This is a genomic window from Dyella sp., from assembly GCF_036384435.1.
In the GTDB taxonomy this organism is placed as follows: domain Bacteria; phylum Pseudomonadota; class Gammaproteobacteria; order Xanthomonadales; family Rhodanobacteraceae; genus GSA-30.
Genome location: NZ_DASVMI010000163.1, coordinates 1 through 22,430 on the forward strand (window position 1 = coordinate 1; position 22,430 = coordinate 22,430).

Annotated in this window: 20 protein-coding genes; 8 read left to right on the top strand and 12 right to left on the bottom strand. The window is 62.1% G+C overall.

Annotation, left to right across the window (positions count from 1 at the left end):
• Window positions 1–39: 39 nt before the first annotated feature.
• The 4 genes from ppa to VF436_RS16800 form a co-directional block, all read right to left on the bottom strand.
• On the bottom strand, window positions 40–576 hold the full coding sequence (gene ppa, locus VF436_RS16785; RefSeq protein WP_330905182.1) for an inorganic diphosphatase: 537 nt from the start codon (window positions 574–576) through the stop codon (window positions 40–42).
• A 244-nt stretch (window positions 577–820) separates the two neighbouring features.
• Window positions 821–1,657, bottom strand: coding sequence for a 2OG-Fe(II) oxygenase (locus VF436_RS16790; RefSeq protein WP_330905183.1), 837 nt, complete (start codon window positions 1,655–1,657; stop codon window positions 821–823).
• 68 nt (window positions 1,658–1,725) lie between these two features.
• Window positions 1,726–3,822 carry a prolyl oligopeptidase family serine peptidase gene (locus VF436_RS16795; protein WP_330905201.1) on the bottom strand — a complete coding sequence of 699 codons (2,097 nt, stop codon included), beginning with the start codon at window positions 3,820–3,822 and terminating at the stop codon, window positions 1,726–1,728.
• 256 nt (window positions 3,823–4,078) lie between these two features.
• Window positions 4,079–4,954, bottom strand: coding sequence for a LysR family transcriptional regulator (locus VF436_RS16800; protein ID WP_330905184.1), 876 nt, complete (start codon window positions 4,952–4,954; stop codon window positions 4,079–4,081).
• Window positions 4,955–5,126: 172 nt separating this feature from the next.
• Between VF436_RS16800 and VF436_RS16805 the strand changes: the two genes are divergently transcribed.
• Window positions 5,127–6,659, top strand: a complete 1,533-nt coding sequence (locus tag VF436_RS16805; protein ID WP_330905185.1) for an MFS transporter — start codon at window positions 5,127–5,129, stop codon at window positions 6,657–6,659.
• A gap of 58 nt (window positions 6,660–6,717) precedes the next feature.
• Here the strand turns inward: VF436_RS16805 and VF436_RS16810 are convergent, their stop codons facing one another.
• The 4 genes from VF436_RS16810 to VF436_RS16825 form a co-directional block, all read right to left on the bottom strand.
• Complete coding sequence (locus VF436_RS16810; protein WP_330905186.1) at window positions 6,718–8,766, bottom strand: sodium-translocating pyrophosphatase; 2,049 nt, start codon at window positions 8,764–8,766, stop codon at window positions 6,718–6,720.
• Window positions 8,767–8,868: 102 nt separating this feature from the next.
• Entirely contained in the window at window positions 8,869–9,813 is a 945-nt protein-coding gene (locus VF436_RS16815) for an SGNH hydrolase domain-containing protein (protein ID WP_330905187.1), read from the bottom strand.
• 367 nt (window positions 9,814–10,180) lie between these two features.
• Entirely contained in the window at window positions 10,181–10,609 is a 429-nt protein-coding gene (locus tag VF436_RS16820) for an RcnB family protein (protein ID WP_330905188.1), read from the bottom strand.
• A gap of 569 nt (window positions 10,610–11,178) precedes the next feature.
• Entirely contained in the window at window positions 11,179–12,453 is a 1,275-nt protein-coding gene (locus tag VF436_RS16825) for a 6-phosphofructokinase (protein WP_330905189.1), read from the bottom strand.
• Between the two features lie 201 nt (window positions 12,454–12,654).
• On the opposite strand from VF436_RS16825, the gene VF436_RS16830 reads away from it, so the two are divergent.
• The 6 genes from VF436_RS16830 to VF436_RS16855 all read left to right on the top strand — a co-directional run bounded on the left by VF436_RS16830 (window position 12,655) and on the right by VF436_RS16855 (window position 18,099).
• Window positions 12,655–13,239 carry an adenylate kinase gene (locus tag VF436_RS16830; RefSeq protein WP_330905190.1) on the top strand — a complete coding sequence of 195 codons (585 nt, stop codon included), beginning with the start codon at window positions 12,655–12,657 and terminating at the stop codon, window positions 13,237–13,239.
• Window positions 13,240–13,326: 87 nt separating this feature from the next.
• Window positions 13,327–14,682, top strand: a complete 1,356-nt coding sequence (mpl, locus tag VF436_RS16835; protein ID WP_330905191.1) for a UDP-N-acetylmuramate:L-alanyl-gamma-D-glutamyl-meso-diaminopimelate ligase — start codon at window positions 13,327–13,329, stop codon at window positions 14,680–14,682.
• A 55-nt stretch (window positions 14,683–14,737) separates the two neighbouring features.
• A complete protein-coding gene (locus VF436_RS16840; RefSeq protein ID WP_330905192.1) occupies window positions 14,738–15,340 on the top strand; it encodes an LON peptidase substrate-binding domain-containing protein in 603 nt (200 codons plus the stop codon).
• Window positions 15,341–15,403: 63 nt separating this feature from the next.
• Complete coding sequence (locus tag VF436_RS16845; RefSeq protein WP_330905193.1) at window positions 15,404–16,219, top strand: NAD(P)-dependent oxidoreductase; 816 nt, start codon at window positions 15,404–15,406, stop codon at window positions 16,217–16,219.
• A 13-nt stretch (window positions 16,220–16,232) separates the two neighbouring features.
• The gene (locus VF436_RS16850) at window positions 16,233–16,652 is read left to right on the top strand and encodes a VOC family protein (RefSeq protein ID WP_330905194.1); all 420 of its coding nucleotides are present in this window, start codon (window positions 16,233–16,235) and stop codon (window positions 16,650–16,652) included.
• 211 nt (window positions 16,653–16,863) lie between these two features.
• Window positions 16,864–18,099, top strand: a complete 1,236-nt coding sequence (locus tag VF436_RS16855; protein WP_330905195.1) for an acetylornithine/succinylornithine family transaminase — start codon at window positions 16,864–16,866, stop codon at window positions 18,097–18,099.
• Window positions 18,100–18,279: 180 nt separating this feature from the next.
• On the opposite strand, the gene VF436_RS16860 is transcribed toward VF436_RS16855, so the two are convergent.
• Genes VF436_RS16860 through thiE form a run of 3 tightly spaced genes read right to left on the bottom strand, consistent with a single transcriptional unit; the run spans window position 18,280 to window position 21,074 of the window.
• Window positions 18,280–19,128, bottom strand: coding sequence for an ion transporter (locus tag VF436_RS16860; RefSeq protein ID WP_330905196.1), 849 nt, complete (start codon window positions 19,126–19,128; stop codon window positions 18,280–18,282).
• Between the two features lie 19 nt (window positions 19,129–19,147).
• Window positions 19,148–20,434 (bottom strand): glutamate-1-semialdehyde 2,1-aminomutase, encoded by a 1,287-nt coding sequence (gene hemL / locus VF436_RS16865; RefSeq protein ID WP_330905197.1) that lies wholly within the window; start codon window positions 20,432–20,434, stop codon window positions 19,148–19,150.
• Between the two features lie 22 nt (window positions 20,435–20,456).
• Window positions 20,457–21,074: a thiamine phosphate synthase gene (thiE, locus tag VF436_RS16870; RefSeq protein WP_330905198.1), complete on the bottom strand. Its 618-nt coding sequence runs from the start codon at window positions 21,072–21,074 to the stop codon at window positions 20,457–20,459.
• Window positions 21,075–21,174: 100 nt separating this feature from the next.
• Between thiE and VF436_RS16875 the strand changes: the two genes are divergently transcribed.
• Window positions 21,175–21,369, top strand: coding sequence for a rubredoxin (locus VF436_RS16875; RefSeq protein ID WP_330905199.1), 195 nt, complete (start codon window positions 21,175–21,177; stop codon window positions 21,367–21,369).
• A gap of 266 nt (window positions 21,370–21,635) precedes the next feature.
• Here the strand turns inward: VF436_RS16875 and VF436_RS16880 are convergent, their stop codons facing one another.
• Window positions 21,636–22,094 carry a DUF192 domain-containing protein gene (locus VF436_RS16880; RefSeq protein WP_330905200.1) on the bottom strand — a complete coding sequence of 153 codons (459 nt, stop codon included), beginning with the start codon at window positions 22,092–22,094 and terminating at the stop codon, window positions 21,636–21,638.
• Window positions 22,095–22,430 lie beyond the last annotated feature (336 nt).

Genomic DNA, 22,430 nt, shown 5'->3' on the forward strand with positions numbered 1-22,430 from the left:
CAACAAAAAGCCGGCTAGTGCCGGCTTTTTGTTGGAACTCTATTTCTGATCAGCCTTGTACCGATCCATGCCTTTGGTGATTTCCACCTTGGCTTCGTCGGCACCGACCCAGCCTTCCACCTTGACCCACTTGCCCTTTTCCAGGTCCTTGTAGTGCTCGAAGAAGTGGCCGATGCGCTCCAGCCAGTGGCCGGAGACTTCCTTGATGTCCTTGATGTGCGCGTAGCCGGCGAAGATCTTTTCCACCGGAACCACGACGAGCTTTTCGTCCGCACCTGCTTCGTCGGTCATCTTCAGCATGCCCACCGGATGGCAGCGGATCACCGAACCGGGCACCAGCGACAGCGGCAGGATCACCAGGGCATCCAGCGGATCGCCGTCGCCACCCAGCGTACCCGGCACGTAGCCGTAGTTGCATGGGTAGCGCATGGGCGTGGACAGAATGCGGTCAACGAAAATGGCGCCGCTTTCCTTTTCCACCTCGTACTTGACCGGCTCGGAGTCCTTGGGGATCTCGATGATGACGTTGATTTCATTCGGCACGTCACGGCCGGCGGAGACGAGGTGCAGACCCATGGGCGATTCCTTGAGGGAAGGGGAAATGCTCAAGGATACGCCAAACACCGCTGCGCCGCAGCATGCGTTGGCATGGTAAAGCCGCTCGTCGTAAAGCGCGAAGCCGGTCGTTGCGCGGCCTGCAAGGAGCAGGCGCCGACATGCCTGTCAGGCCACTCTCTTTTAACCCTTAGCGGCGAACGAGCAGCGAGCCACTCTACAGGTGCCGAGGGCACCGGCATCACTGGCACCTGAAGCGCTGGCTTTACCCCTTGAAGCTTCTCTCGCGCAGCCATTTCGTGGCGATCCATTTTTCTCCCCGGACCACCGGCAGTCCCGCGTGCAGGGATGCCTGTTCGCCGGTTTCATAGGCAAAATAGACCGCCGATCCGCGCATGGCGGTGACGGTCAGGCCGATGGCGGGAAAGCCGGTGCCACCGCCTTCCTCGGGGGTGTTCAGATACATCACCACGCTAGCCACGCGTTGGCCGCCACGGGCAGTGATGGCCGAATAGCCCGGCTGGGAAGGGTCGAACCAGTCGTGGTGTGGTTCGTATTCCTGGCCGGGCAGGTAATGGAGCACCTGCAAGCCCTCGCCGAACTCCACTGGCATGTCCAGCAGTCTGGCCAGGCGTTCTTCCAAGGCGGCGATCATCGGCGTTTCGCCGAGGGCGAAGAACATGCCCTGGCTGGTGCGTGCGGCATCCACTTGCTGGCGTCCGTCCTTGTCCACCGTCATCGCTCGATTCAGGCGCGGACGTGCGGCCTCGATCAGGTCGTCGCACTCGCTGGGGGTCAGCAAGCCCTCCAGTACGCGAAGCGTGGGTGAGTCCACGCTGATACTCACGCGTATGGCGCGGTCGTCCAGGGCCACTGCCGGCGCTTGGGGATGGGCTGGACGCCGGCCGCTCGGACGCGGCGTGACCGCATTTAGCGAACTCAACGGGAGGTCGAGCACCTCCGAGACGGCGCGACGGCTCTGGGCGGCATCATAGCCGGCCTCCTTGAGCAGGCGCAGCACCTCCGGCACGCCATGCCCGGCGCGGGCGGTGGCGAGAATCCATTCACGCAGTTCGGGACGGACTTTGTGGAAGCTTTTCATTCGTTTAGCTAAAAAAAGGCCGTGCGCTCCCCGCAGGGGGCGCACGGCCGGGTGTGCCCAGGGAAAGCCTACTTTACGTGGTCCCAGAGATAGGTGTAGCCCAGTGCGTTCATGAAGGCCGATTGCTTGTTGTCCGCAGCAGCGCCATGGCCACCTTCGATGTTCTCGTAGAAGCTGGCGTCATAGCCCATGGAGGTCAGCTTGGCGTACATCTTGCGGGCGTGCACAGGGCCGACACGGTCGTCCCGGGTGGAGGTGGTGAACAGAACCGGTGGGTACTTCTGGCCGGGCCTGGCATTGCTGTAAGGCGAAAAGGTCTTGATCCAGGCCCATTCCTCGGGTTTGTCCGGGTCGCCGTATTCGGCAATCCATGAGGCGCCCGCTGACAGGTGCGTATAGCGTTGCATGTCCAGAAGAGCGACCTGGCTGACTACCGCGCCGAACAACTGCGGGTACAGCGTGAGCATATTGCCCATCAGCAGGCCACCGTTGCTGCCACCCATGGTGCCCAGGTGCTGTGGCGAGGTGATCTTGCGATCAATCAGGTCCTGCGCCACGGCGGCGAAATCTTCATAGGCACGCAAGCGATTGGCCTTCAGTGCGGCCTTGTGCCAGCGCGGGCCATACTCGCCGCCGCCACGGATATTGGCCAGCACGTACACGCCGCCCTTCTCCAGCCAAGCGCGGCCGATGCTGCCGCTATAGGCGGGCTGCAACGAGATCTCGAAGCCGCCGTAACCATAGAGCAGGGTCGGATTCTTGCTGTTGTCCTGGAGATTCTTCGGCGCGATCTCGAAGTAAGGCACACGGGTGCCGTCCTTGGACGTGGCGAAGTGTTGGCTGACCTCATACTTTGAGGCATCAAAGAAACTCGGGCTGTGCTTGATCGCTTCGGCTTCACCGTGGCCGATGCTGCCGTAGTAGAGCGTAGTCGGCTGCAGGAAGCCGGTGACGGTGAGGAAATACTCATCGCTGTGGTCATCGTCGATGCCTCCCGCTGAGATCGTCGAGAGTTTCGGTGCGCCACCCAGCGACTGTTTTTTCCACTGACCAGGACCTGGCGTAAGCACTTCGATGCGATTGACCACGTTGTCCATCAACGTGAGGATCAGGTGGTTACGCGTCCAGGAGAAGCTGTCCAGCGCGGTCGTATCGTTGGGCTCGAACAGCACGGTGAGGTCGCGCTTGCCAGCCATGTAGTCGTCGAAATGCGTGGCCAGCAGCGAACCGGATTTATAGGTCTTGCCGCCAACCGTCCAGTCGCTACGCGGCTCGATCAGCATCCACTCGCGCTCGACGGACGTTTCGGCATCGTTGGGCACGTCGACCTTGGCCAGTTTGCCGTCCTTGCCTCGCACGAACGTTTCGCTGTTGTAGAAGGCAATCTGGCGCACCACGAAATCACGCTGGAATCCGGGTGTGTTGTCACGATAGGCGCTCACAGACATGTCGTCCGCGGTGCCTTCGTACACGGTGGTGGCGCTGGACAGAGGCGTGCCACGCTTCCACTCCTTGACGATGCGCGGGTAACTGGACTTGGTCATCGAGCCCGGGCCGAAATCCGTGCCGACGTAGATGTGGTCGTTGTCGATCCACGCGACGTGCGTCTTGGCTTCGGGCAGAGTGAAGCCATCCTTGACGAACTGCTTGGTAGTGAGATCGAACTCACGGATCACATCGGCATCGGCGCCGCCGCGCGAGAGTGAAATAAGGCAGCGCTTGTATTCGGGCTTCAGGCATTGCGCGCCGTGCCATACCCAGCCTTCGTGCTCGGCCTTGGATAACGCATCGAGGTCGATCACGGTTTCCCAGGCGGGCTTGGCCTTGCGGTACTCGGCCAGGCTCGTGCGGCGCCATAGGCCTTTGGGATGTTCCTTATCGCGCCACAGATTGTAGAAGCTGTCGCCGATCTTGCCGACCATCGGAATACGGTCGTTGGAATCGAGCACTTCGAGCAGTCGCGCGTCGAGTTGCTTGAATTCATCACTCTGCGCGTACTTATCGACGGTCGTGGCGTTCTGCTGCCTGACCCAGTCGAGCTGTTTGGCACCGTCGATGTCCTCAAGCCAGAGGTTGGGATCTTTCTGTACGGCGGTGGCCAGCACCGGCGGCGTATGCTGCGCGGTGGCTTGTGGATCGGAAGGTGGGGGAGTGGCTTGGCTCATGCCTGCAATAGTGACGGAAATCAGAAACGCGATGGCGCGCTTGCTCACGGCAATTCTCCTCGGAGCGGAACGTGGGCGCGCCGACTGGCTCGCCAACCCTCAGATTGAAGCAGGGTCGGGCGACGGGGTCATAGGTAGAAAGGCATGGTTCGGGGGGTAGGAGCGAGGAGTCAGGAGTGAGGGTGAGGAGTGAGGGTGAGAGGGAAGGTGGAGGCCGGGCGTGGCGCCGCGCGGGTCAGGGGTTCCTCACCCCAACTCAACTTGCCGGACAGGCAAATGCGGAGGCTGATCGTCGGTGCTCCCGGAAAGCGGTAGTGATCGCGCGCAGTGTTTCCCGGGTCTTGAGGTCGGACAGGGAGGAATGAAGCACCAGCGACAGGGTGGGTAACGGCGGCAGGCCCAACATCGTGCCGACTTCGATCAGGTCGGGCGGTGCCAGGCGACGGGCGAATGGCGCAACCGCGAGAGCGGCCGATAGCGCGGCAGCGACAGCGGCCGTGCCGCCCGTGAAGACCTCTTGCCAGCTCAGTGACTGCTGGTTGAGCAGGCGCTCGGCGGCATCCCATATGGTGCATCCCGGCCGTGTGGCGGCGACTTTCAAGGGCTCGCCCGGCACGTGTTCGAACTGCCGGGAGGCATACCAGGCAAACGACTCGGGCCCGAGAATCTCTCCGCCCCGGCGATCCTCATCGCTACGGATGATGATGGCATCGAGCGTGCCCGTTTCGAATCCATCGAGCAGGCTGCGCGATTCGTCCAGCACGATTTCCACTAGCAGGCAGGGATCGAGCGAGCGCAGGCGCGCGAGCAGGGCGGGTATCTCCGGTCCCATGACGTGGTTGGCAATGCCCAGGCGAAAGCGGCAGCGCGGGATGGACAGGCTTGCCACGGCACGCTCATGGGCGGCGAGGAATTCGCGCGCGGGCTCAAGGAAGATTTCTCCTGGCGCGGACAGGCGCACCTGTCTGGGTGTGCGCTCGATCAATCGTTTTCCCAGACGGTCTTCCAGACGCTTGAGCTTGACGCTGATCGCGCCCTGCGTTGTGCCCAGTGTTTCGGCCGCCCGCGTGAAGCTCTGAAACTCGGCGACGGCCAGGAAGACACGCACGCTTTCCACATCGAGCAGGGTCACGGTGGCGATCCATCCTGATTTGTTGTGATTGATATACGTTGCCATCGTATTGATGGATAGTCCACTCGCGGCCATCCTGCGTGGCGCCGGCGGCTGCCGGCAAAAGGGGTGGACAGCACGGCCGCATGGCCACATGAGGCGTCCACGGGTTTCACGAACGGACGGCGAACATATGGCGACAATCTGGACTTCCAGGCAGCGGGCGGCGTTGGCCACCATCTGTCTCTCCTCGGCCATGCTCGGATTGGAAATATCGAGCGTGCCCGCGATCCTGCCGAGCCTGGAGCACGCACTGCCGGCTGATTTCCGGCAGTTGCAGTGGATCATGAACGCGTACACCCTGGCGATGTCCAGCAGCCTTATGGCGTGGGGCGCCCTGGCCGATCGCTTCGGTCGTAAACGCATCTTCATGCTTGGTATCGTGGTGTTTGGCCTTGCTTCGCTAGGGTGTGGCCTGGCCGCCGATGCGGCACAGCTGATCGCCGCGCGTGCGGTGCAGGGTGCCAGCGGCGCGGCCATGCTGACCTGCCAGATTGCGGTGCTTTCGCATCAGTTCCGCGAGGGAGCTCAGCGCAGCGCTGCGTTCGCCTGGTGGGGCGTGATTTTTGGTGCGGGCCTGGGTCTGGGGCCTTTGGTCGGTGCCGGCATCACCGTCGCGGCCGGTTGGGGCTGGGTCTTCCTCGTGCATGCCGTGTTGGCGCTGGTTGCCTTGGTGCTGGGGCGCGTGGGCCTGGTCGAGTCGTCCGATCCTGAGGCAAGCCGCGTCGATCTTCCCGGCATGGTTGCGCTGTCGCTGGCGGTCTTTTGCCTGGTGTATCTCGTGATCCAGGGACAGACCATCGATAGGGGCCACCCCTTCGAGCTTTCGCTGGCGATCGTGTCTTTGACTTGTGCCCTTGGCTTCGTCGTGATCGAGCGCCATGCGCGTCGCCCCATGTTCGATTTCAGTGTGTTTCGCATCCGCAGTTTTTCTGGTGCGCTGATTGGATCGGCCGGCATGAATTTCAGCTTCTGGCCGTTCGTGATCTACCTGCCGATCTACTTCAAGACCGTGCTCGGGCTGGGCACCGTGGCGGGAGGCGTGATGTTGCTGGCATATACGATGCCGCCGCTGGTTGCACCCCCGGTGGCCGAACGTCTGCTTGCCCGCCATGGTGCGGGACGCGTTATTCCCCTGGGCTTGTTCACCATGGGGCTCGGCTTTGTACTGATGTGGCTGGCTACCCAGTTTGCGGACGACAGCTGGAAGGCTTTCCTGCCTGGCTGCATCGTTGCCGGCTGTGGCCTGGGCCTGACCAATACGCCGGTCAGCAATACCGCCACGGCGGCGATCCCAGTCGAGCGTGTGGGCATGGCATCGGGCATGGATACCACCACGCGCATCCTGTCGCTTTCGGTGAACATCGCGTTGATGGGCCTGATCCTTGTCCATGGCACGGCATCAAGCCTGGTAACGATTTCCGCGCCGCATGGCTGCGGCTCGCCAGATCAACTGGCGCAGCTCATGGCCGCGGGCAATATGTCCGCCGGTGCCATCGCCTGCGTCGGTGACACCTCTTCCCGGCAGGCGTTGCTGCACGGCTTTGGCGCGGTGATGGGATATGCGACGTGCGCCGCCTGGGGATTATCCCTGCTTGGCCTGGTCGTGTTTGGTCAGCGCAGGAAGAGCGTGTCGTGTGAAGCGAGCCTGTCTGCCCCTCATTGAACCGATGCAAGAAAAAGCCCTGGCATGCCAGGGCTTTTTCGTCTGTGAAGCGCGCTGTTCACAGGAGTGGAATCAATAGCAAGGCTACGATGTTGATGATCTTGATCAACGGGTTGACCGCAGGACCGGCGGTATCCTTATAAGGATCACCCACGGTGTCGCCCGTGACGGCGGCCTTGTGCGCGTCCGAGCCCTTGCCACCATGATGTCCGTCTTCGATATATTTCTTGGCGTTATCCCAGGCGCCGCCGCCAGTCGTCATTGAAATGGCCACGAAAAGGCCGGTGACGATGGTGCCGATCAGCACACCGCCCAATGCCTGCGCGCCGGCTTCTGCGCCGCCCAGCCATTTGAAGCCGAATACGACGACCACAGGTACGAGCACCGGCAACAGCGAGGGCACCAGCATTTCCTTGATCGCCGAGCGTGTGAGCATGTCCACGGCGCGCGAGTAATCCGGCTTGGTCGTGCCTTCCATGATGCCGCTGATTTCACGGAACTGGCGCCGTACTTCTTCCACCACGGAACCGGCAGCACGACCCACCGCTTCCATCGCCATCGCACCGAACAGATAAGGGATCAGGCCGCCGATCAGCAAGCCAATGATGACGTAATGGTTGGACAAATCGAATCTGAAATCGGCCACGCCCAGGTGCTGGGTAAGGTTATGCGTGTAATCGGCAAACAGAACCAGCGCGGCCAGGCCCGCCGAGCCGATCGCGTAGCCCTTGGTCACGGCCTTGGTGGTATTGCCCACTGCATCGAGCGGATCGGTTACGCCACGTACGTCCGGCGGCAGTTCGGCCATCTCGGCAATGCCGCCAGCATTGTCGGTGATCGGGCCGTAGGCATCCAGGGCCACCACCATGCCGGTCATGCTGAGCATCGCAGTGGCGGCGATGGCGATGCCGTAGAGGCCGGCCAAAGCGTACGCGCCCCAGATGGCCGCGCACACGGCCAGCACCGGCAGTGCCGTGGATTTCATAGATACACCGATGCCGGCAATGATGTTGGTAGCGTGACCGGTGGTCGATGACTGCGCGACATGGCGTACCGGCCCGTATTCGGTTGCGGTGTAATACTCGGTGATCACCACCATCGCGCCGGTCAGCGCCAGTCCGATGATGCCGCAACCGTATAGATGGCTGACACCGTATGAAGACTGCCCCATCAGTTGTGAGGTAATCGGCCAGAATGCGATGGCAGCCAGGACAGCCGAGACCGCCACACCGGCATACAACGCATTCATGATTTTCGGGCCGCGTGCCTTGACAAAGAAGGTGCCGATCACCGAGGCAACGATCGAAGCGCCACCCAGTAGTAGTGGATAGAGCACGCCCCATTCGCCGGTCTGCTCGGCCAGCACACCGCCCAGCAGCATGGTCGCGATGAGGGTTACCGCATAGGTCTCGAATAGATCGGCAGCCATGCCGGCGCAGTCGCCGACGTTGTCGCCCACGTTATCGGCGATCACCGCCGGGTTGCGCGGATCGTCCTCGGGGATGCCGGCTTCGACCTTGCCGACCAGATCCGCGCCCACGTCCGCCCCCTTGGTGAAGATGCCGCCACCCAGGCGGGCGAAGATCGAGATCAGCGAGGAACCGAAGGCCAGGCCGACCAGCGCATGCAAGGCACGCATGGACTCATAGCCAAGATGGCTCAATATCGCGTAGTAGCCTGCTACGCCCAGCAACCCCAAGCCAACGACCAGCATGCCGGTGATGGCTCCGCCGCGAAAGGCAACATCGAGCGCCGCTGCCAGCCCGCTACGTGCCGCTTCGGCCGTGCGCACATTGGCACGTACCGAAACGTTCATGCCGATATAGCCGGCTGCGCCAGAGAGGATGGCCCCGACGGCGAAGCCGATCGCGGTGCCCCAGTCCAGGGCAAAGCCGATGACGAGGAACAACACCACGCCGACACCGCCGATCGTGGCGTACTGGCGATTGAGATAAGCGCGGGCACCCAATTGGATCGCCGCTGCGATTTCCTGCATGCGCTCGTTGCCGGGCGACTTGGCCAGTACCCAGCGCACGGACAATGCGCCATACAAAATCGCTACTACCGCACACGCCAGCACGATCCACACGCCATAATGCTGCAGCATCGGAGCCTCCCACTCGTGTTGTTAACCACCCCGGACGAGGTGGTTAACCTTGAGTATAGACAGCAGGGGCCAGCTATGACGTTGTGCGCCGCAGCGTATCTCTCATGGCGCAGGTGATTGCGCTGATCCCCCGGGCGGCTGGCCGCTCCAGATCGCCCGTATCGTGGTGATGAAAGAGGGCGACAAAACTCGGTTGCCATGCCCGCTGCGGTGATCGGAGTCGAAGTAGAGCGGTTTGCCGTTATCGTAGGCCGAGCAAACCGTGCCGGGGCACAGAATCGGCAACGGGTCCCAGACGTGCAGGAACGGATGGCTCAGCTGCAATTTTTTGAGGAGTTTCATCTGCGGGGCACGCAACTGCTCCAGCTGCTGTCGCTCCATGGTCATACCGAGTGCGCAGATGGGATTCATTTCATTGAACCAGTCCGAACAGCGACTGGGGGGCGACATGAACACCGGCTTGGGCGCATCGATTAGCACCTGAACGTTGAGGGCCTCAAGCCGCGCCAGAATAGCCTCCGCAGCTTGCCGGGCCAGCTCGCTCTTCTCTGGGGTCAGCAGCTCAGAAAGAGCCTCATTGAACACAAAATCTCGTCCGCGCGTTGCGTCGCGACCGGCAAGTTCTGGCATTCGCAACGAGGCGAGGAACACGATATCGCCGGGCTTTGCTCGCTCTTCAACTTGCTTGAGGGCCGCTTCGGTGACGTGAGCGCAACGGGATGGATCGGCGTCCATCAGGTTTACGACTGCGCATCCGCCATGTTCGTACTCCACGGACTGGATATCGAGTTGCATCGATGCCTGCTTCAACATGGTGCGATAGGCGGCACTATGTGAGTCGCCGATGACAAAGATCCGCCGTCCATTCACATGAGGATCGTCAAGGGTATCGATGGGTTCCCGAGGGTAATGCGCATACGCATGCCATATATAGCTGTCGCTCGTTTTGCTGATTGAAAGGTTATCGGGGTTGTCCCAAACCCAGCGCGCACCCCGCCAGAGTAAGTATCGGTGTTCCAGGCCAGCACGAAGTTGCTCAGTCTCCAAAAGGCGGCAAGTCCTGTGCGATTGAACAGGTTGCTGAGCCACAACTGTGGAGCAGCGTCGCGGACACGAGAAAACTGGCGCAAAGTATGGTCAGCAGCCCAAGCAGCATTCACAGGATGCGTCTGCCATAGAAGCCTTTCAGTTAGTCGACACAGCCGTGCGCCGCATGCGCGGATAGGGGAGCTGATGACATAGCCCGATATCACGAAGAACATATCCATGCCGGTGTAACCCTCCGGGAAGAACGCCCAACTTGAATCAGATGGCTTACTCCATACGATGAATGTTGCGTGCGCCTCATGCGAACGCAACATTCATTTTTGGCACGACGCTGCTTAGATTAAACGCCGCTAGAACGTAGCATTGGCTATCGCGTGGCGATGTCAAGGATCACGCCGGTGGCCAGTGCGACAAGCAGGAAGTCATTGTCGGCGCGTACCCAGCGGTAGCCGTAGGGCGGGCGACGCAGATGGTAGTAATCCCAGTTGTCCACGTAGTAGCGCGGACCGCCGTAGCGGTAACCACGTGCCCAGTGCCCGTGATAACCCGGGCCGTAATAGCGCGGATGACCGTAGTAGGCGTGCGGTGGCGGCCCGGGACGATAGTGGCCATAGTCGTGGTGATACGCAGGGCGATAGTCACGGCGCTCGTAGCCGCGGTGCTCATAACCATGGTGGTCACTCCCGCGATGATCCCAGCCGTGCCGGTCGCCATGATGGTCATCGGGCGTCGCGATCGCGGCACCGGGGCCGGCGAGAAGGGCGGTAGCAACGAGCAGGCTCTGGATGATTTTCATGGGCTCCTCCTGGATGTCGCCAGAAAGTTTGGCGACAGCTTCAAGCTCATCGTAAAAATATGCGCCTGAATGGATCGGTCAATTTCCTGTACCCATCTCGGTCATGTTTGACTCGCGCTCATCGTGGCGACAGCTGGCGGTCAGGCAGGGAGTTTGCGCTTGGGGATAAGTGCGTTGAGAGGGCGCTAGTGGCGAAGATGGGGGATGGGTGGCGGTGGGGGCGCCAATCACGACCACAAGAGACGGGCCTGCGCATCCTGACTAAAAAACCTGTCCTCTCTGTCGTCCCGGCGTAGACCGCGACGTAAGCGACTCGGCTTTGATGGAGTTCGAGGTGGTCGATTCCAGCCTTAGATCCCCTCGTCGCATGCGCCGGACTGATGATGTCGATAAGGGGCTTTTGGAGATTCCACGAATCGGCCCAGCGCGTGCCTCAAGCAAGTCTCTGCGCCAACCATGCGCCATCCTGTCGTTACGCTGGAGCGTGCGCCGGTGGCCGGTCTTGGCGTCCCCACTACCCATCTCCAAGACCTAACCCCAACGCCGAACCCCTAACCCCTAACCCCGCATCAGTGCGCGAACGCAGCCAACTTCTTCTCCACCTTCTGGTTGCGCAGCGTTGCGTAACGCGGCAAGCCGTCCTTGCCAAAGGGAGGTGGCAGTTCGCCCTGGATCAGCGGGGCGAGATAGCGGCGCGCGGCAGGGGTGATGCCGAAACCGTCGCGTGTCATGAAGCCCTTGGGCATTTTCTTTTCGTGGTTGGCGATTTTAGACAGCGGTGCGGGTTCGATCTTCCAGCGGTAGGGCGTGTCGCTGCTGCGCACGATCACCGGCATCACGGCGTTCTGGCCGGCCAGCGCGTATTCCACCGCGGCCTTGCCCACGGCATAGGCTTGCTCGGCATCGGTACGGGAAGCCAGGTGGCGGGCCGAGCGTTGCAGATAGTCGGGCAGGGCCCAGTGATACTTGAGCCCGAGTTTTTCCTTGACAAGCGCGGCCAGCACCGGCGCCACACCACCTAACTGGCTGTGGCCGAACGCGTCGCGGGTGCCCGCTTCGGCCAGGAATTGCCCGGCCGCGTTGCGGATGCCTTCGGAAGCGACCACCGTGCACCAGCCCACGCGCTCGACGGTGGCTTTTACTTTGGCCAGGAACGCGGTCTCATCGAAGACGTTTTCTGGGAACAGGATCACATGCGGCGGCGCGTCCTCACCTTCGCCGGCCAGTCCCGCGGCGGCGGCAATCCAGCCCGCATGGCGTCCCATCACCTCAAGGATGAATACCTTGGTCGAGGTATCGGCCATCGAGGCCACGTCCAGGCTGGCTTCGAGCGTGGAGACGGCGGTGTACTTGGCCACCGAGCCAAAGCCCGGGCAGCAGTCGGTGATGGCCAGGTCGTTGTCTACCGTCTTGGGTACCCCGATGCAACGGATGTCGTAGCCCATCGCCTTGCCCAATTGGGAAATCTTCAGCGCCGTATCGGCCGAATCATTGCCGCCGTTGTAAAGGAACCAGCGAATGTCGTGGGCGCGCAGCACATCGATAAGACGCTCGTATTCAGCGCGATGCGTCTCCAGCGATTTGAGTTTGTAGCGGCATGAACCGAAGGCCCCGCCTGGCGTGTGGCGCAGCGCGGCAATCGTGGATTTGGATTCTTTCGAGGTATCAATGAGTTCCTCGCGCAGCGCGCCGAGAATACCGTTGTGCGCGGCATACACTTTCACGCCATGTGCCCGTGCAGTTTCAATCACACCGGCGGCGCTGGCATTGATCACCGCGGTGACACCGCCGGATTGGGCATACAACAAGCGACCGGTAGCAGAACGGGCGGATGTCTTCTTCACGGGGTTGGGCTCCTGCTTGCGTGACGGGGGGCACAAAAAGGTTTCTATCCAACCATCTCTTTTACAACAAAGGCTTATCGGAAAGCACGACCAAGATTTGTTTGACGTTACCGATGCCAGAAGCTAACGTGACTGCTGGTTTTCATTTCTAAATCCACCTGCGCGTGTCAAACGCGCATCCATGGATCTCGTGGAGCACACATGCGACTCGTCCTACTCGGTCCGCCCGGCTCGGGCAAAGGTACCCAGGCTGCCCGGCTGAAGGTTGAACTCGGCGTGCCGCACATCTCGACCGGCGACATGCTTCGCGCGGCGGTGGCGGCGGGTACGCCGACAGGCCTCAAGGCCAAGGCTGTGATGGATGCCGGCAAGCTGGTCTCCGATGACATCCTGTTGGCGATGCTGGAAGAACGTCTTGCCCAGGACGACGTCAAGGGTGGTTTCATCCTGGATGGTTACCCGCGCAATCTCGCGCAGGCCGATGCGCTCGATCATCTGCTGGCCAAAATCGGCCAGCCGCTCGATGCCGTGGTCCAGCTCGATGTTCCCAACGAGGCGATCATCGATCGCGTCAAGATCCGTTTCGAAGCCGAGCATCGCAAGGATGACAATCCTGACGTGGTGCGTGACCGCTTGCAGGTCTATGCGCAGGAAACCGCGCCAGTGGCCGATTTCTTCGCCCGTCGGGGCAAGCTTCAGGTCATCGACGGTATCGGTTCGCTCGACGACGTCACCGCTCGCGTGAGGTCGGCGCTCAATCACGAATCGGTAGCTGCCAACGGCTGATGCCTCACCGGGCCGCCGCAAGGCGGCCCGATCGTTTTGGACGTCCATACGTCCTCTTGTGTCTATAAGCGGGTTAAAGAGTCGAGCATGCGTCTGCACATCCTGGGCATCTGCGGCACCTTCATGGGCGGCGTGGCCGCGCTGGCGCGCGAACTTGGCGAACAGGTCGAGGGCTCCGATGCCAACGTCTACCCGCCGATGAGTACACAGCTGCAATCGCTTGGCATCGGCCTGATGCAGGGTTACAGCGCTGGACACCTCAAGCCCGCGCCAGACCTGGTCGTGGTCGGCAACGCCATGACACGCGGCAATCCGGCCGTGGAATACATGCTCGACGAGCAGTTGCGCTATGTGTCCGGCCCGCAATGGCTGGGTGAGACCGTGCTGGCCGGGCGCGAGGTGCTGGCCGTGGCTGGTACCCATGGCAAGACCACGACGACCAGCCTGCTGGCGCACCTGCTCGAATGCGCCGGGCTGGCGCCCGGTTTCCTGGTCGGCGGCGTGCCGGGTAACTTCGGTGTGTCGGCGCGACTGGGCCAGGGCAAGCCATTTGTCATCGAAGCTGACGAATACGATTCGGCTTTTTTCGACAAGCGTTCGAAGTTCGTGCATTACCGCCCGCGCGTGGCCATTCTCAATAATCTTGAATACGACCACGCGGATATCTTCCCGGATGTCGCTGCCATCCAGCGCCAGTTCCATCACCTGGTGCGCACCGTGCCGGGTAACGGCAGACTGATTGTCAATGCGCACGACGCTTACCTTGCCCAGGTGCTGGCCATGGGCTGCTGGACGCCCGTGGAAACCTTCGGCATCGGTGAAGGCCATTGGCGCGGCGAATTGATCAAGGCCGATGGCTCGGCTTTCCGTGTCTATCGCGGCGATGCCCTGCTGGGCGAGATCCATTGGCCGCTGCTGGGCAACCACAGCGTCATGAATGCGCTGGCGGCACTGGCCGCGACGACCGCGGCGGGCGCCGATCCGCAGGCGTTGCTGCCCGCGTTCGCCGATTTCAGCAGCGTCAAGCGACGCATGGAAGTGGTGGGCCAGGTCAACGACATCACGGTCTACGATGACTTCGCTCATCATCCCACCGCCATTGCCACGACCCTGGCCGGATTGCGCGCCAAAGTGGGTGGGGCGCGCATCCTGGTGGCGCTCGAGCCACGTTCCAACTCGATGCGCCTGGGTGCGCATGCCCTGGCACTGGCTCCTTCGCTGGCCGACGCCGATGCCGTGGTGTTTCTGCATCGCCCGGAGCTGTCCTGGGATGCCAAGCGCGTGACCGATGCACTGGAGGGCCGTGGCACGGCCGTACCCAGTGTCGATGCCCTGATTGATGTCTTGCACACCCAGGTGCGACCGGGTGACCAAGTGGTATTCATGTCCAACGGTGGCTTCGAGGCGGCGCCCCGGCGTTTCGTGCAGGCCCTGGCTGGATAGCGTGCATGACCGGCCATCCACATAACCCGGTTTCCTTCATCACGGCGGTGTGCTGATGTCCGCATCCATGTCCCATCTGGAACTGCCGCTGTTTCCGCTGGGTACCGTGCTGTATCCGGAAGGGCAACTGCAGCTTCGCATCTTCGAGCGGCGTTACCTGGACATGGTGCGCGAATGTGCTCGTACCGGCGGCCCGTTCGGCGTTTGCCTCATCCTGCGCGGACAGGAGGCTGGCGAGCCGGCCACGCCCGCTGCGGTGGGTACGCTTGCAAGCATCGTGGATTTCCACAATCGCGAGGATGGCCTGCTCGGCATCGTGGCGCAGGGCGAGCAGCGTTTTCGCGTGCGCCGCACACGGGTACGCGACGATGGCCTGGTGCGTGGCGAGGTGGAGCCATGGCCTGATGAGCCGCGTCTTGCGATGCCGGCGGAGTTTGCGCTGCTGTCGACCATTCTCGAACGCCTGGTGGCCAACATGGCGCCGCATCTGCGGCAGGTGCCGCAGTATCTCTACGATGATGCGAGCTGGGTGGGTTTTCGCCTGGCCGAACTGCTGCCGCTGCAAATCGAAGAGCAGCAGCGCATGCTCGAATTGAACGATCCGGTGCAACGCTTGGCCGAGTTGCGCGATATCTTGCCGCGCTTCCAGAAAGACTAGCCGCTCGCGGCTCGGGGCTCCGGGTTCTAGACTAGGGTTTCTTCTTTTGTGACCGAGGCGGGCATGGGCTCACTGGCTGGAAAGACCTTGTTCATCACCGGCGCATCGCGTGGGATCGGCCTGGCGATTGCCTTGCGTGCCGCGCGCGATGGTGCCAACGTGGCTATCGCCGCCAAGAGCAGCGTGCCCAATCCGAAATTGCCCGGCACCATCCACAGTGCCGCCGAACAGGTTGTCGCCGCAGGCGGCAAGGCCTTGCCGATCAAGTGCGACATCCGCGAAGAGGCTGAGGTGCGGGCTGCCGTGGCCGCCACGGTAGAGGCGTTCGGCGGCATCGACATCCTGGTCAATAATGCCAGCGCGATCTGGCTGGCGGGCGCGCTCGATACGCCCATGAAGCGTTTCGATCTGATGCAACAGGTCAATGCGCGCGGAAGTTTCCTGTGCGCCCAGGCTTGTCTGCCGCACCTGCTGCGCGCGGGCAATCCGCATATCCTCACGTTGGCGCCGCCGCCGTCGCTCGATCCGAAGTGGTGGACGCCACATACGGGATACACCTTGGCCAAGATGGGCATGAGCCTGGTCACGCTTGGTCTGGCGGGCGAGTTCGGCCCCCAGGGCGTGGCGGTCAATGCGCTGTGGCCACGCACCATCGTGGCTACCGATGCGTTGAACATGATCGCTGGCGTGGCGATCGAGCGGTGCCGCAAGCCGGAGATCGTGGCCGACGCTGCGCATGCCGTGCTGACGCGGCCGGCCAAGGGCTTCGCCGGCCAGTTCCTCATTGACGAAGACGTCCTGGGCGAAGCTGGCGTGACCGATTTCTCGCAGTATGCAGTCGACCCCTCGCAGCCGCTGCTGCCCGATCTTTTCCTCTGAACGAGTTGTTGCCATGAAATACCTGCACACCATGGTCCGCGTCCGCGATGTCGAAGCCAGCCTGCGCTTCTTCTGCCAGGGCCTGGGCATGAAAGAGAACCGACGGATGGAAAGCGAAGCCGGCAAGTTCACGCTCATCTATCTGGGAGCGCCGGCCAATCCGGATGCAGAGATCGAGCTGACCTACAACTGGGGCTCGGAAGAAGACTACGGTTCGGCTCGTAACTTCGGACACATCGCCTTCGAGGTGGAGAACATCTACGACACCTGCGCGCATCTGCAATCGATGGGGTACACCATCAATCGTCCGCCCCGCGACGGTCACATGGCCTTCGTGCGCTCCCCTGACCTGATCTCGGTGGAGTTGTTGCAGAAAGGCCACTTGCCGCCGCAGGAACCGTGGGCGTCGATGCCCAACACAGGCGTCTGGTAAGACGCGGGCGAGGGCGGTTCGGCGAGGCGCGAGCCCGATGGCTCGCGCTTGTCTTCGCCAGGCCTGTTGATGGTGGCCTGCGCCCCGTGGGTCACGCGCCGGGCGTGCAAACGCCACCACGGCGCCGTACGATGTATTGCGCTCGTCCCCCGGCGGCGCCCATTCCCAACTACCGCACGGCACCGCCATCGGGCGCTGCCCGGAGACGCACATGCACTCGCAAGATGGTACGGCCCAGTCATTGATCGATCTCGGCAAGCGCTACTGGCTGCCGGTGTATCGACCGCGAGAACTGGTGCTCGACCACGGCAAGGGTTCGCGCGTGTGGGATACCGAGGGACGTGACTACGTGGATCTCGGTGGCGGTATCGCCGTCAATGCGCTGGGCCATCAGGATCCGGACCTGCTTGAAGCGCTGCTTGCCCAGGCCAGCAAGCTATGGCACGCCAGCAACGTGTTCTACACCGAGCCTCCGCTGCGCCTGGCCGAGGAACTGGTGCAGGCCTCGGGCTTCGCCGAGCGAGTATTCCTGTGCAACTCGGGCGCCGAGGCGAACGAGGCAGCTATCAAACTCGTACGCAAGTGGGCTGCCACACAAGGTCGAGCGGCTGACAAGCGCATCATCATCACGTTTCGAGGCTCGTTCCACGGCCGCACCCTGGCGACGGTAACGGCCACGGCGCAACCGAAATACCAGGAAGGCTACGAGCCGCTGCCAGGCGGATTTCGTTACCTGGATTTCAATGACGCGCCCGCGCTTGAGGCGGCCTTCGCCGAAGGTGGCGTGGCTGCAGTGATGCTGGAGCCGATCCAGGGCGAAGGCGGCGTGTTGCCAGCGACACCGGGTTTCATCAAGCGCGCCCGGGAATTGTGCGACGAACACGGTGCCTTGCTGGTGCTCGATGAGATCCAGTGCGGCATGGGGCGTACTGGAACCTTGTTTGCGCACACCCAGGACGACGTCACCCCCGACATCGTCACCCTGGCCAAGGCGTTGGGTTGTGGCTTCCCGATCGGTGCGATGCTCGCCGGTCCGAAGGTGGCACAGGTGATGCAGTTCGGTTCGCATGGCACCACGTTCGGCGGTAATCCGATGGGTGCCGCGGTGGCACGCGTAGCGCTGCGCAAGCTGGCTTCGGCCGAGTTGCAGGCCAACGTGCATAACCAGGCGCAGGTGCTGCGCGACAAGCTGGCGGCGATCAATGCCGAGCTCGGCATGTTTGCGCAGGTGCGTGGCCGTGGACTGATGATCGGTGCGGTACTGGCCGATGCTTATAAGGGCAAGGCGGGTGAAATTCTCGATTTCGCAGCCGCCCATGGTTTACTGGTCTTGCAGGCCGGCCCGGACGTACTGCGCTTCGTGCCGCCGCTCAACATCGGCGACGAGGACATGGCCGAAGGCATCAAGCGCCTGGGCGACGCGCTGCGCGCATTCGTGGCACGCTGATCGCTCTACGTGTCGTTATTGGGTGGGAGCGACGTCAGTCGCGAATTTGGGCGTTCCATAAGTACACAAGCCCCAATCTGCGATAAATGCAGATTGCATCGCCAATGAATTAGCTCCAATGCCCGAAGCAACCCGTGGCACGTCAACCATGGCTTGTCGCGGCCACAATCATTGTGCCCATCAAAGTGCCGCCCCGCATCCCCGGCAGAATTGCGCATCGCTGGCGTGATCGGCGATGCCGCAGCCTGCGCAGCGCACACCGTGCCTGGCGTGCATTTCCGCGGCCAGTTCCGCCGCGAAGATGCCGGTGGGTACGGCAATGATGCTGTAGCCCACCAGCATGATCACCGAGGTAATGACCTGTCCGAGCGCAGTGTGTGGAGTGATGTCCCCGAAGCCCACCGTGGTCATCGTCACGATGGCCCAGTACATGGCGCGCGGGATGCTGGTGAAGCCATTATTCGGGCCTTCGACCAGGTACATCAGCGCACCGAAGATCAATACCAGCGTCAGGATCGTGCAGACGAAGACGGCGATCTTGCGCCGCGCGCGCAGCAGTGTAGACCACAATAAATCCGCTTCGCCGATGTATTGGGTGAGCTTGAGGATCCGGAAGATGCGCAGGATGCGCAGTGCACGCACCACGACCAGGTATTGGCTACCCACGATGAACAGGCTCAGGTAGGTCGGCAGTACCGCCAGCATATCCACGATGCCGAAGAAGCTGAAGACATAGCGCCACGGCCGGTTCACCACTGCGATGCGGATGATGAATTCCAGCGTGAAGGCGAACGTGAATAGCCACTCAAGCACGTAGAAGACGTTCTTCATGCTTTCGTGCAGGTCCGCGACCGAGTCGAGCACCGAGACCACGATGCTCGCCAGGATGGCCAGGATCAACACAAGATCGAACGTACGTCCAGGCTTGTCGTCGTGCCGAAAGATAATATGAAACCAGCGTTGCCGCCACGGCGCGCCCGTCGCCGGGCCAAAGCGATTGAGCAGGGTACGTGCGCGCGGGGATTTCATGACAGCTCCTGTCTGGTATTTATTCCTTGCGCAATGATTGCATCACGTTACGGGAGGCCTGCAAAGTCTGCGCGATGTCTTCGTCGCTGTGCGCGCTGGACATGAAGCCAGCTTCGAAGGCCGAAGGTGCCAGGTAGATTCCGTGTTCGAGCATGCCATGGAAAAAACGGTTGAAACGAGCCGTATCGGCCTGCGTGGCCTGCGCATAGCGAGTGACTTTCTCGGCGGTGAAGAACAGGCCGAACATGCCGCCAACATGGTTGTGACTGAACGCGATGCCCTCTTCGTTGGCGATCGACTGCAAGCCATTGGCCAGTTGCGCCGTGCGCGCAGCCAGCGCGTCATAGAAACCCGCCGTCTGGATCAAATCCAGCATCGCCAGTCCCGCAGCCATGGCGACGGGATTGCCCGATAACGTGCCGGCCTGGTAGATCGGGCCCGAAGGCGCGATCTGCTCCATCAGGTCGCGGCGCCCACCGTAGGCGCCCACCGGCATACCGCCGCCGATGATCTTGCCGAAGGTGCTCAAATCCGGCGTGATGCCATAGAACGCCTGTGCGCCGCCCAGTGCCACACGAAAACCCGTCATAACCTCGTCGAAGATCAGCAGGGCGCCATGCTCGGTGCATAGCTCACGCAACCCTTGCAGATAGCCTTCCTCCGGCGGAATGCAATTCATGTTGCCGGCCACTGGCTCGATGATCAGGCCGGCGATATCCTGGCCTTCCAGGGCAAAGAGCGTGCGTGCGGCATCGAGGTCGTTGTATGGCAGTGTCAGTGTCAGGTCCGCGTTCTGGCTTGGCACGCCCGGAGACGTGGGCACCCCGAAGGTCAGCGCGCCGGAGCCGGCCTTCACCAGGAAGCTGTCGCCGTGTCCGTGATAGCAACCTTCGAACTTGACGATTTTCGAGCGCCCTGTGGCACCGCGCGCCAGGCGGATGGCCGACATCGTGGCCTCGGTGCCGGAGTTGACCATGCGCACCATGTCTACCGAGGGGATCAGCCGCACGATGGTTTCGGCCATCGTCACCTCGGCGGGGCAGGGCGTGCCAAAAGATAGGCCGTCGCGGACGGCGCGTTCCACCGCCTCGCGCACGTACGGGTGGTTATGGCCGACAATCATCGGGCCCCAGGACCCGACATAGTCGATATAGCGCTTGCCCTGGACATCCCAAAGATGGGCCCCATCGGCGCGTGCCGTGAAAAACGGTTCGCCGCCGACCGACTTGAAGGCACGCACCGGGGAGTTCACGCCACCAGGCATGAGTTTCTGCGCGCGCTGAAAGAGTTCGTGGTTGCTGCTCATCGTGATGAAGATCCGTGCCATGTCAGAAGAGATCGGCGAAGCGTCGAGCGGCCGCTCGTACGTCGGCGGCCCTGAACACCGAGGAGATGACCGCCAGGTAGTCAGCGCCTGCGTCGATCAGACTGGCGCCATTGTCCGGCGTGATTCCGCCGATCGCCACTCGCGGCACGCGCAGCGCGGCGCTCTGCCGCAGCAGTTCCGCCGAGGCCTGGCGAGCCTGAGGTTTGGTCGGTGATGGAAAAAAAGCGCCGAAGGCGACGTAGTCGGCGCCGGCTGCGGCGAGGGAGCGGGCGCGCTCGATATCGTCATAACAGGACACGCCAATGACCGCGCGGCCGCCAAGCAGTTTGCGCGCCGAGGCAAGTTCGCCGTCGTGCTCACCCAGGTGCACGCCGTCGGCACCGACCGACTGGGCCAGGGTGACGTCGTCATTGACGATCATGGGCACGCCGAAACCAGCGCACAACGCCTTGATCGCGCTGGCCTCGTCCTGGCGGCGGCGGGCGTCGTGGGTCTTGTCGCGGTACTGCACCAGGCTGGCGCCGCCCTCCAGGGCCTGGCGTATCACGACGAGCAGATCGGGGCGGGGGCCGTCCGTGATGACGTAGAGGCCCCGGCCGGGGAATGTTTTCGATGACATCACAGTCGTGTAATTCCTGGGGAGGTGTGTCGAAAGCGCTTTCGCATTCGCGGGGGAGTTGCGAGAATGGCCCTTTCCCCTGGCCATTCAAGCCCTTCCGATGAGTCAAAGTTCCCAAACCACTATCTTGCGCAAATGGATGTGCGTCGTTTGCGGCTTCATTTATGACGAGGCCGAGGGTCTGCCAGATGAGGGTATCGCGCCGGGAACGCGCTGGGCGGACGTGCCCGAAGCGTGGACCTGCCCCGATTGCGGCGCGACCAAGGACGATTTCGAGATGATCGAGATCGACTGACGGCCCTGACCGCCGGGCGGCCTGCCCCTGGTCGGGTCGGCGCCCGCAAAAGGCCCCAATTTGCCACCACCGGGGCATACCGCGCTGGTTATATGGATTCCGCGCCCCGCCTTGGGGCGTGCAGAAAAGGAGCCCAAACCCATGCAGCAGTTCATGCCCTTCGAAGACGAGTGGGATGCCCTCGACAAGCTGCCTCCCGAAGCCCTCGTACCCTACCGGGTCGGCGTGCCATGTACGCATGGCCTCGCCGACCGGCAGTCGGTTCCTCAGTGCACGCCCGAGATGTCACCGATGATGGTCATTTCGTCGCCGACCTGAAGTCCGCTCTTGGCGGCGACGCCACCGGCCAGCTCCAGCACATACTGCGCCGACCCGTAGCTCGGGTAGACCGCGCACGGATCGGCCTTGCAAGGGGCCGCGTCGGCGGTGATGTGGATGAGCTTGCGGTCCTTGTCGAAATACAGGATGTCCAACGGGATCAGCGTGTTCTTCATCCAGAAGTAACGGGGCTCCGAATCGCCGAAAACGAACAGCATGCTGTGATCGGGGGCGAGCACGGTGCGGTTCATCAGTCCGTGCTCACGACTGGCATCGTCCAGCGCGAATTCCGTCGAGAACGTATGGCCGTGCACCTGTACTGAAGGCTTGGCGGCCTTGGCAGCGAATGCGGTGTTGCAGGCGAAAGCCAGGCCTAGCAAAGAGGCGCAAAGCAGCAAGCGTTTCATCAAGTGTCTCTCTCTATGTGTATGAGGCATCGGCGAGTGTAGCGCTCGCATCGTTTTGGTCATCATTCGGAAAAAAATTTACGCGAACCCCCTTCACAGACCTGCCAGGGCGGGCTATGATTCACACCCCTTCGACGAGACGCCCTCCGACGAAGGGTTCTGCTTCAACTCCTCGCTGAAAAATAAGTTTCACGGAGGTGTTGACGGACAGGAAAAACGATGTAGAATGGGCGGCTCACTCGGAACGAAATGTTCCGGCGCGGTACGAAGAAAAGTCCGCAAGTGGTTGAGATCTTTGACAGTGTGCGCAGGTGACTTGTGTGGGCGTCTTGCGTT

Bases quoted from the DNA above. Each gene is read 5' to 3' on its own strand.
- VF436_RS16855 (WP_330905195.1), top strand. From the start codon at position 16,864: ATGCACTCGCAAGATGGTACGGCCCAGTCATTGATCGATCTCGGCAAG.
- VF436_RS16880 (WP_330905200.1), bottom strand. From the start codon at position 22,094: ATGAAACGCTTGCTGCTTTGCGCCTCTTTGCTAGGCCTGGCTTTCGCC.
- VF436_RS16820 (WP_330905188.1), bottom strand. From the start codon at position 10,609: ATGAAAATCATCCAGAGCCTGCTCGTTGCTACCGCCCTTCTCGCCGGC.
- VF436_RS16790 (WP_330905183.1), bottom strand. From the start codon at position 1,657: ATGAAAAGCTTCCACAAAGTCCGTCCCGAACTGCGTGAATGGATTCTC.
- mpl (WP_330905191.1), top strand. From the start codon at position 13,327: ATGCGTCTGCACATCCTGGGCATCTGCGGCACCTTCATGGGCGGCGTG.
- VF436_RS16860 (WP_330905196.1), bottom strand. From the start codon at position 19,128: ATGAAATCCCCGCGCGCACGTACCCTGCTCAATCGCTTTGGCCCGGCG.
- VF436_RS16795 (WP_330905201.1), bottom strand. From the start codon at position 3,822: ATGAGCCAAGCCACTCCCCCACCTTCCGATCCACAAGCCACCGCGCAG.
- ppa (WP_330905182.1), bottom strand. From the start codon at position 576: ATGGGTCTGCACCTCGTCTCCGCCGGCCGTGACGTGCCGAATGAAATC.
- VF436_RS16850 (WP_330905194.1), top strand. From the start codon at position 16,233: ATGAAATACCTGCACACCATGGTCCGCGTCCGCGATGTCGAAGCCAGC.
- VF436_RS16805 (WP_330905185.1), top strand. From the start codon at position 5,127: ATGGCGACAATCTGGACTTCCAGGCAGCGGGCGGCGTTGGCCACCATC.
- VF436_RS16875 (WP_330905199.1), top strand. From the start codon at position 21,175: ATGAGTCAAAGTTCCCAAACCACTATCTTGCGCAAATGGATGTGCGTC.
- VF436_RS16845 (WP_330905193.1), top strand. From the start codon at position 15,404: ATGGGCTCACTGGCTGGAAAGACCTTGTTCATCACCGGCGCATCGCGT.
- VF436_RS16840 (WP_330905192.1), top strand. From the start codon at position 14,738: ATGTCCGCATCCATGTCCCATCTGGAACTGCCGCTGTTTCCGCTGGGT.
- VF436_RS16830 (WP_330905190.1), top strand. From the start codon at position 12,655: ATGCGACTCGTCCTACTCGGTCCGCCCGGCTCGGGCAAAGGTACCCAG.
- VF436_RS16810 (WP_330905186.1), bottom strand. From the start codon at position 8,766: ATGCTGCAGCATTATGGCGTGTGGATCGTGCTGGCGTGTGCGGTAGTA.
- thiE (WP_330905198.1), bottom strand. From the start codon at position 21,074: ATGTCATCGAAAACATTCCCCGGCCGGGGCCTCTACGTCATCACGGAC.
- hemL (WP_330905197.1), bottom strand. From the start codon at position 20,434: ATGAGCAGCAACCACGAACTCTTTCAGCGCGCGCAGAAACTCATGCCT.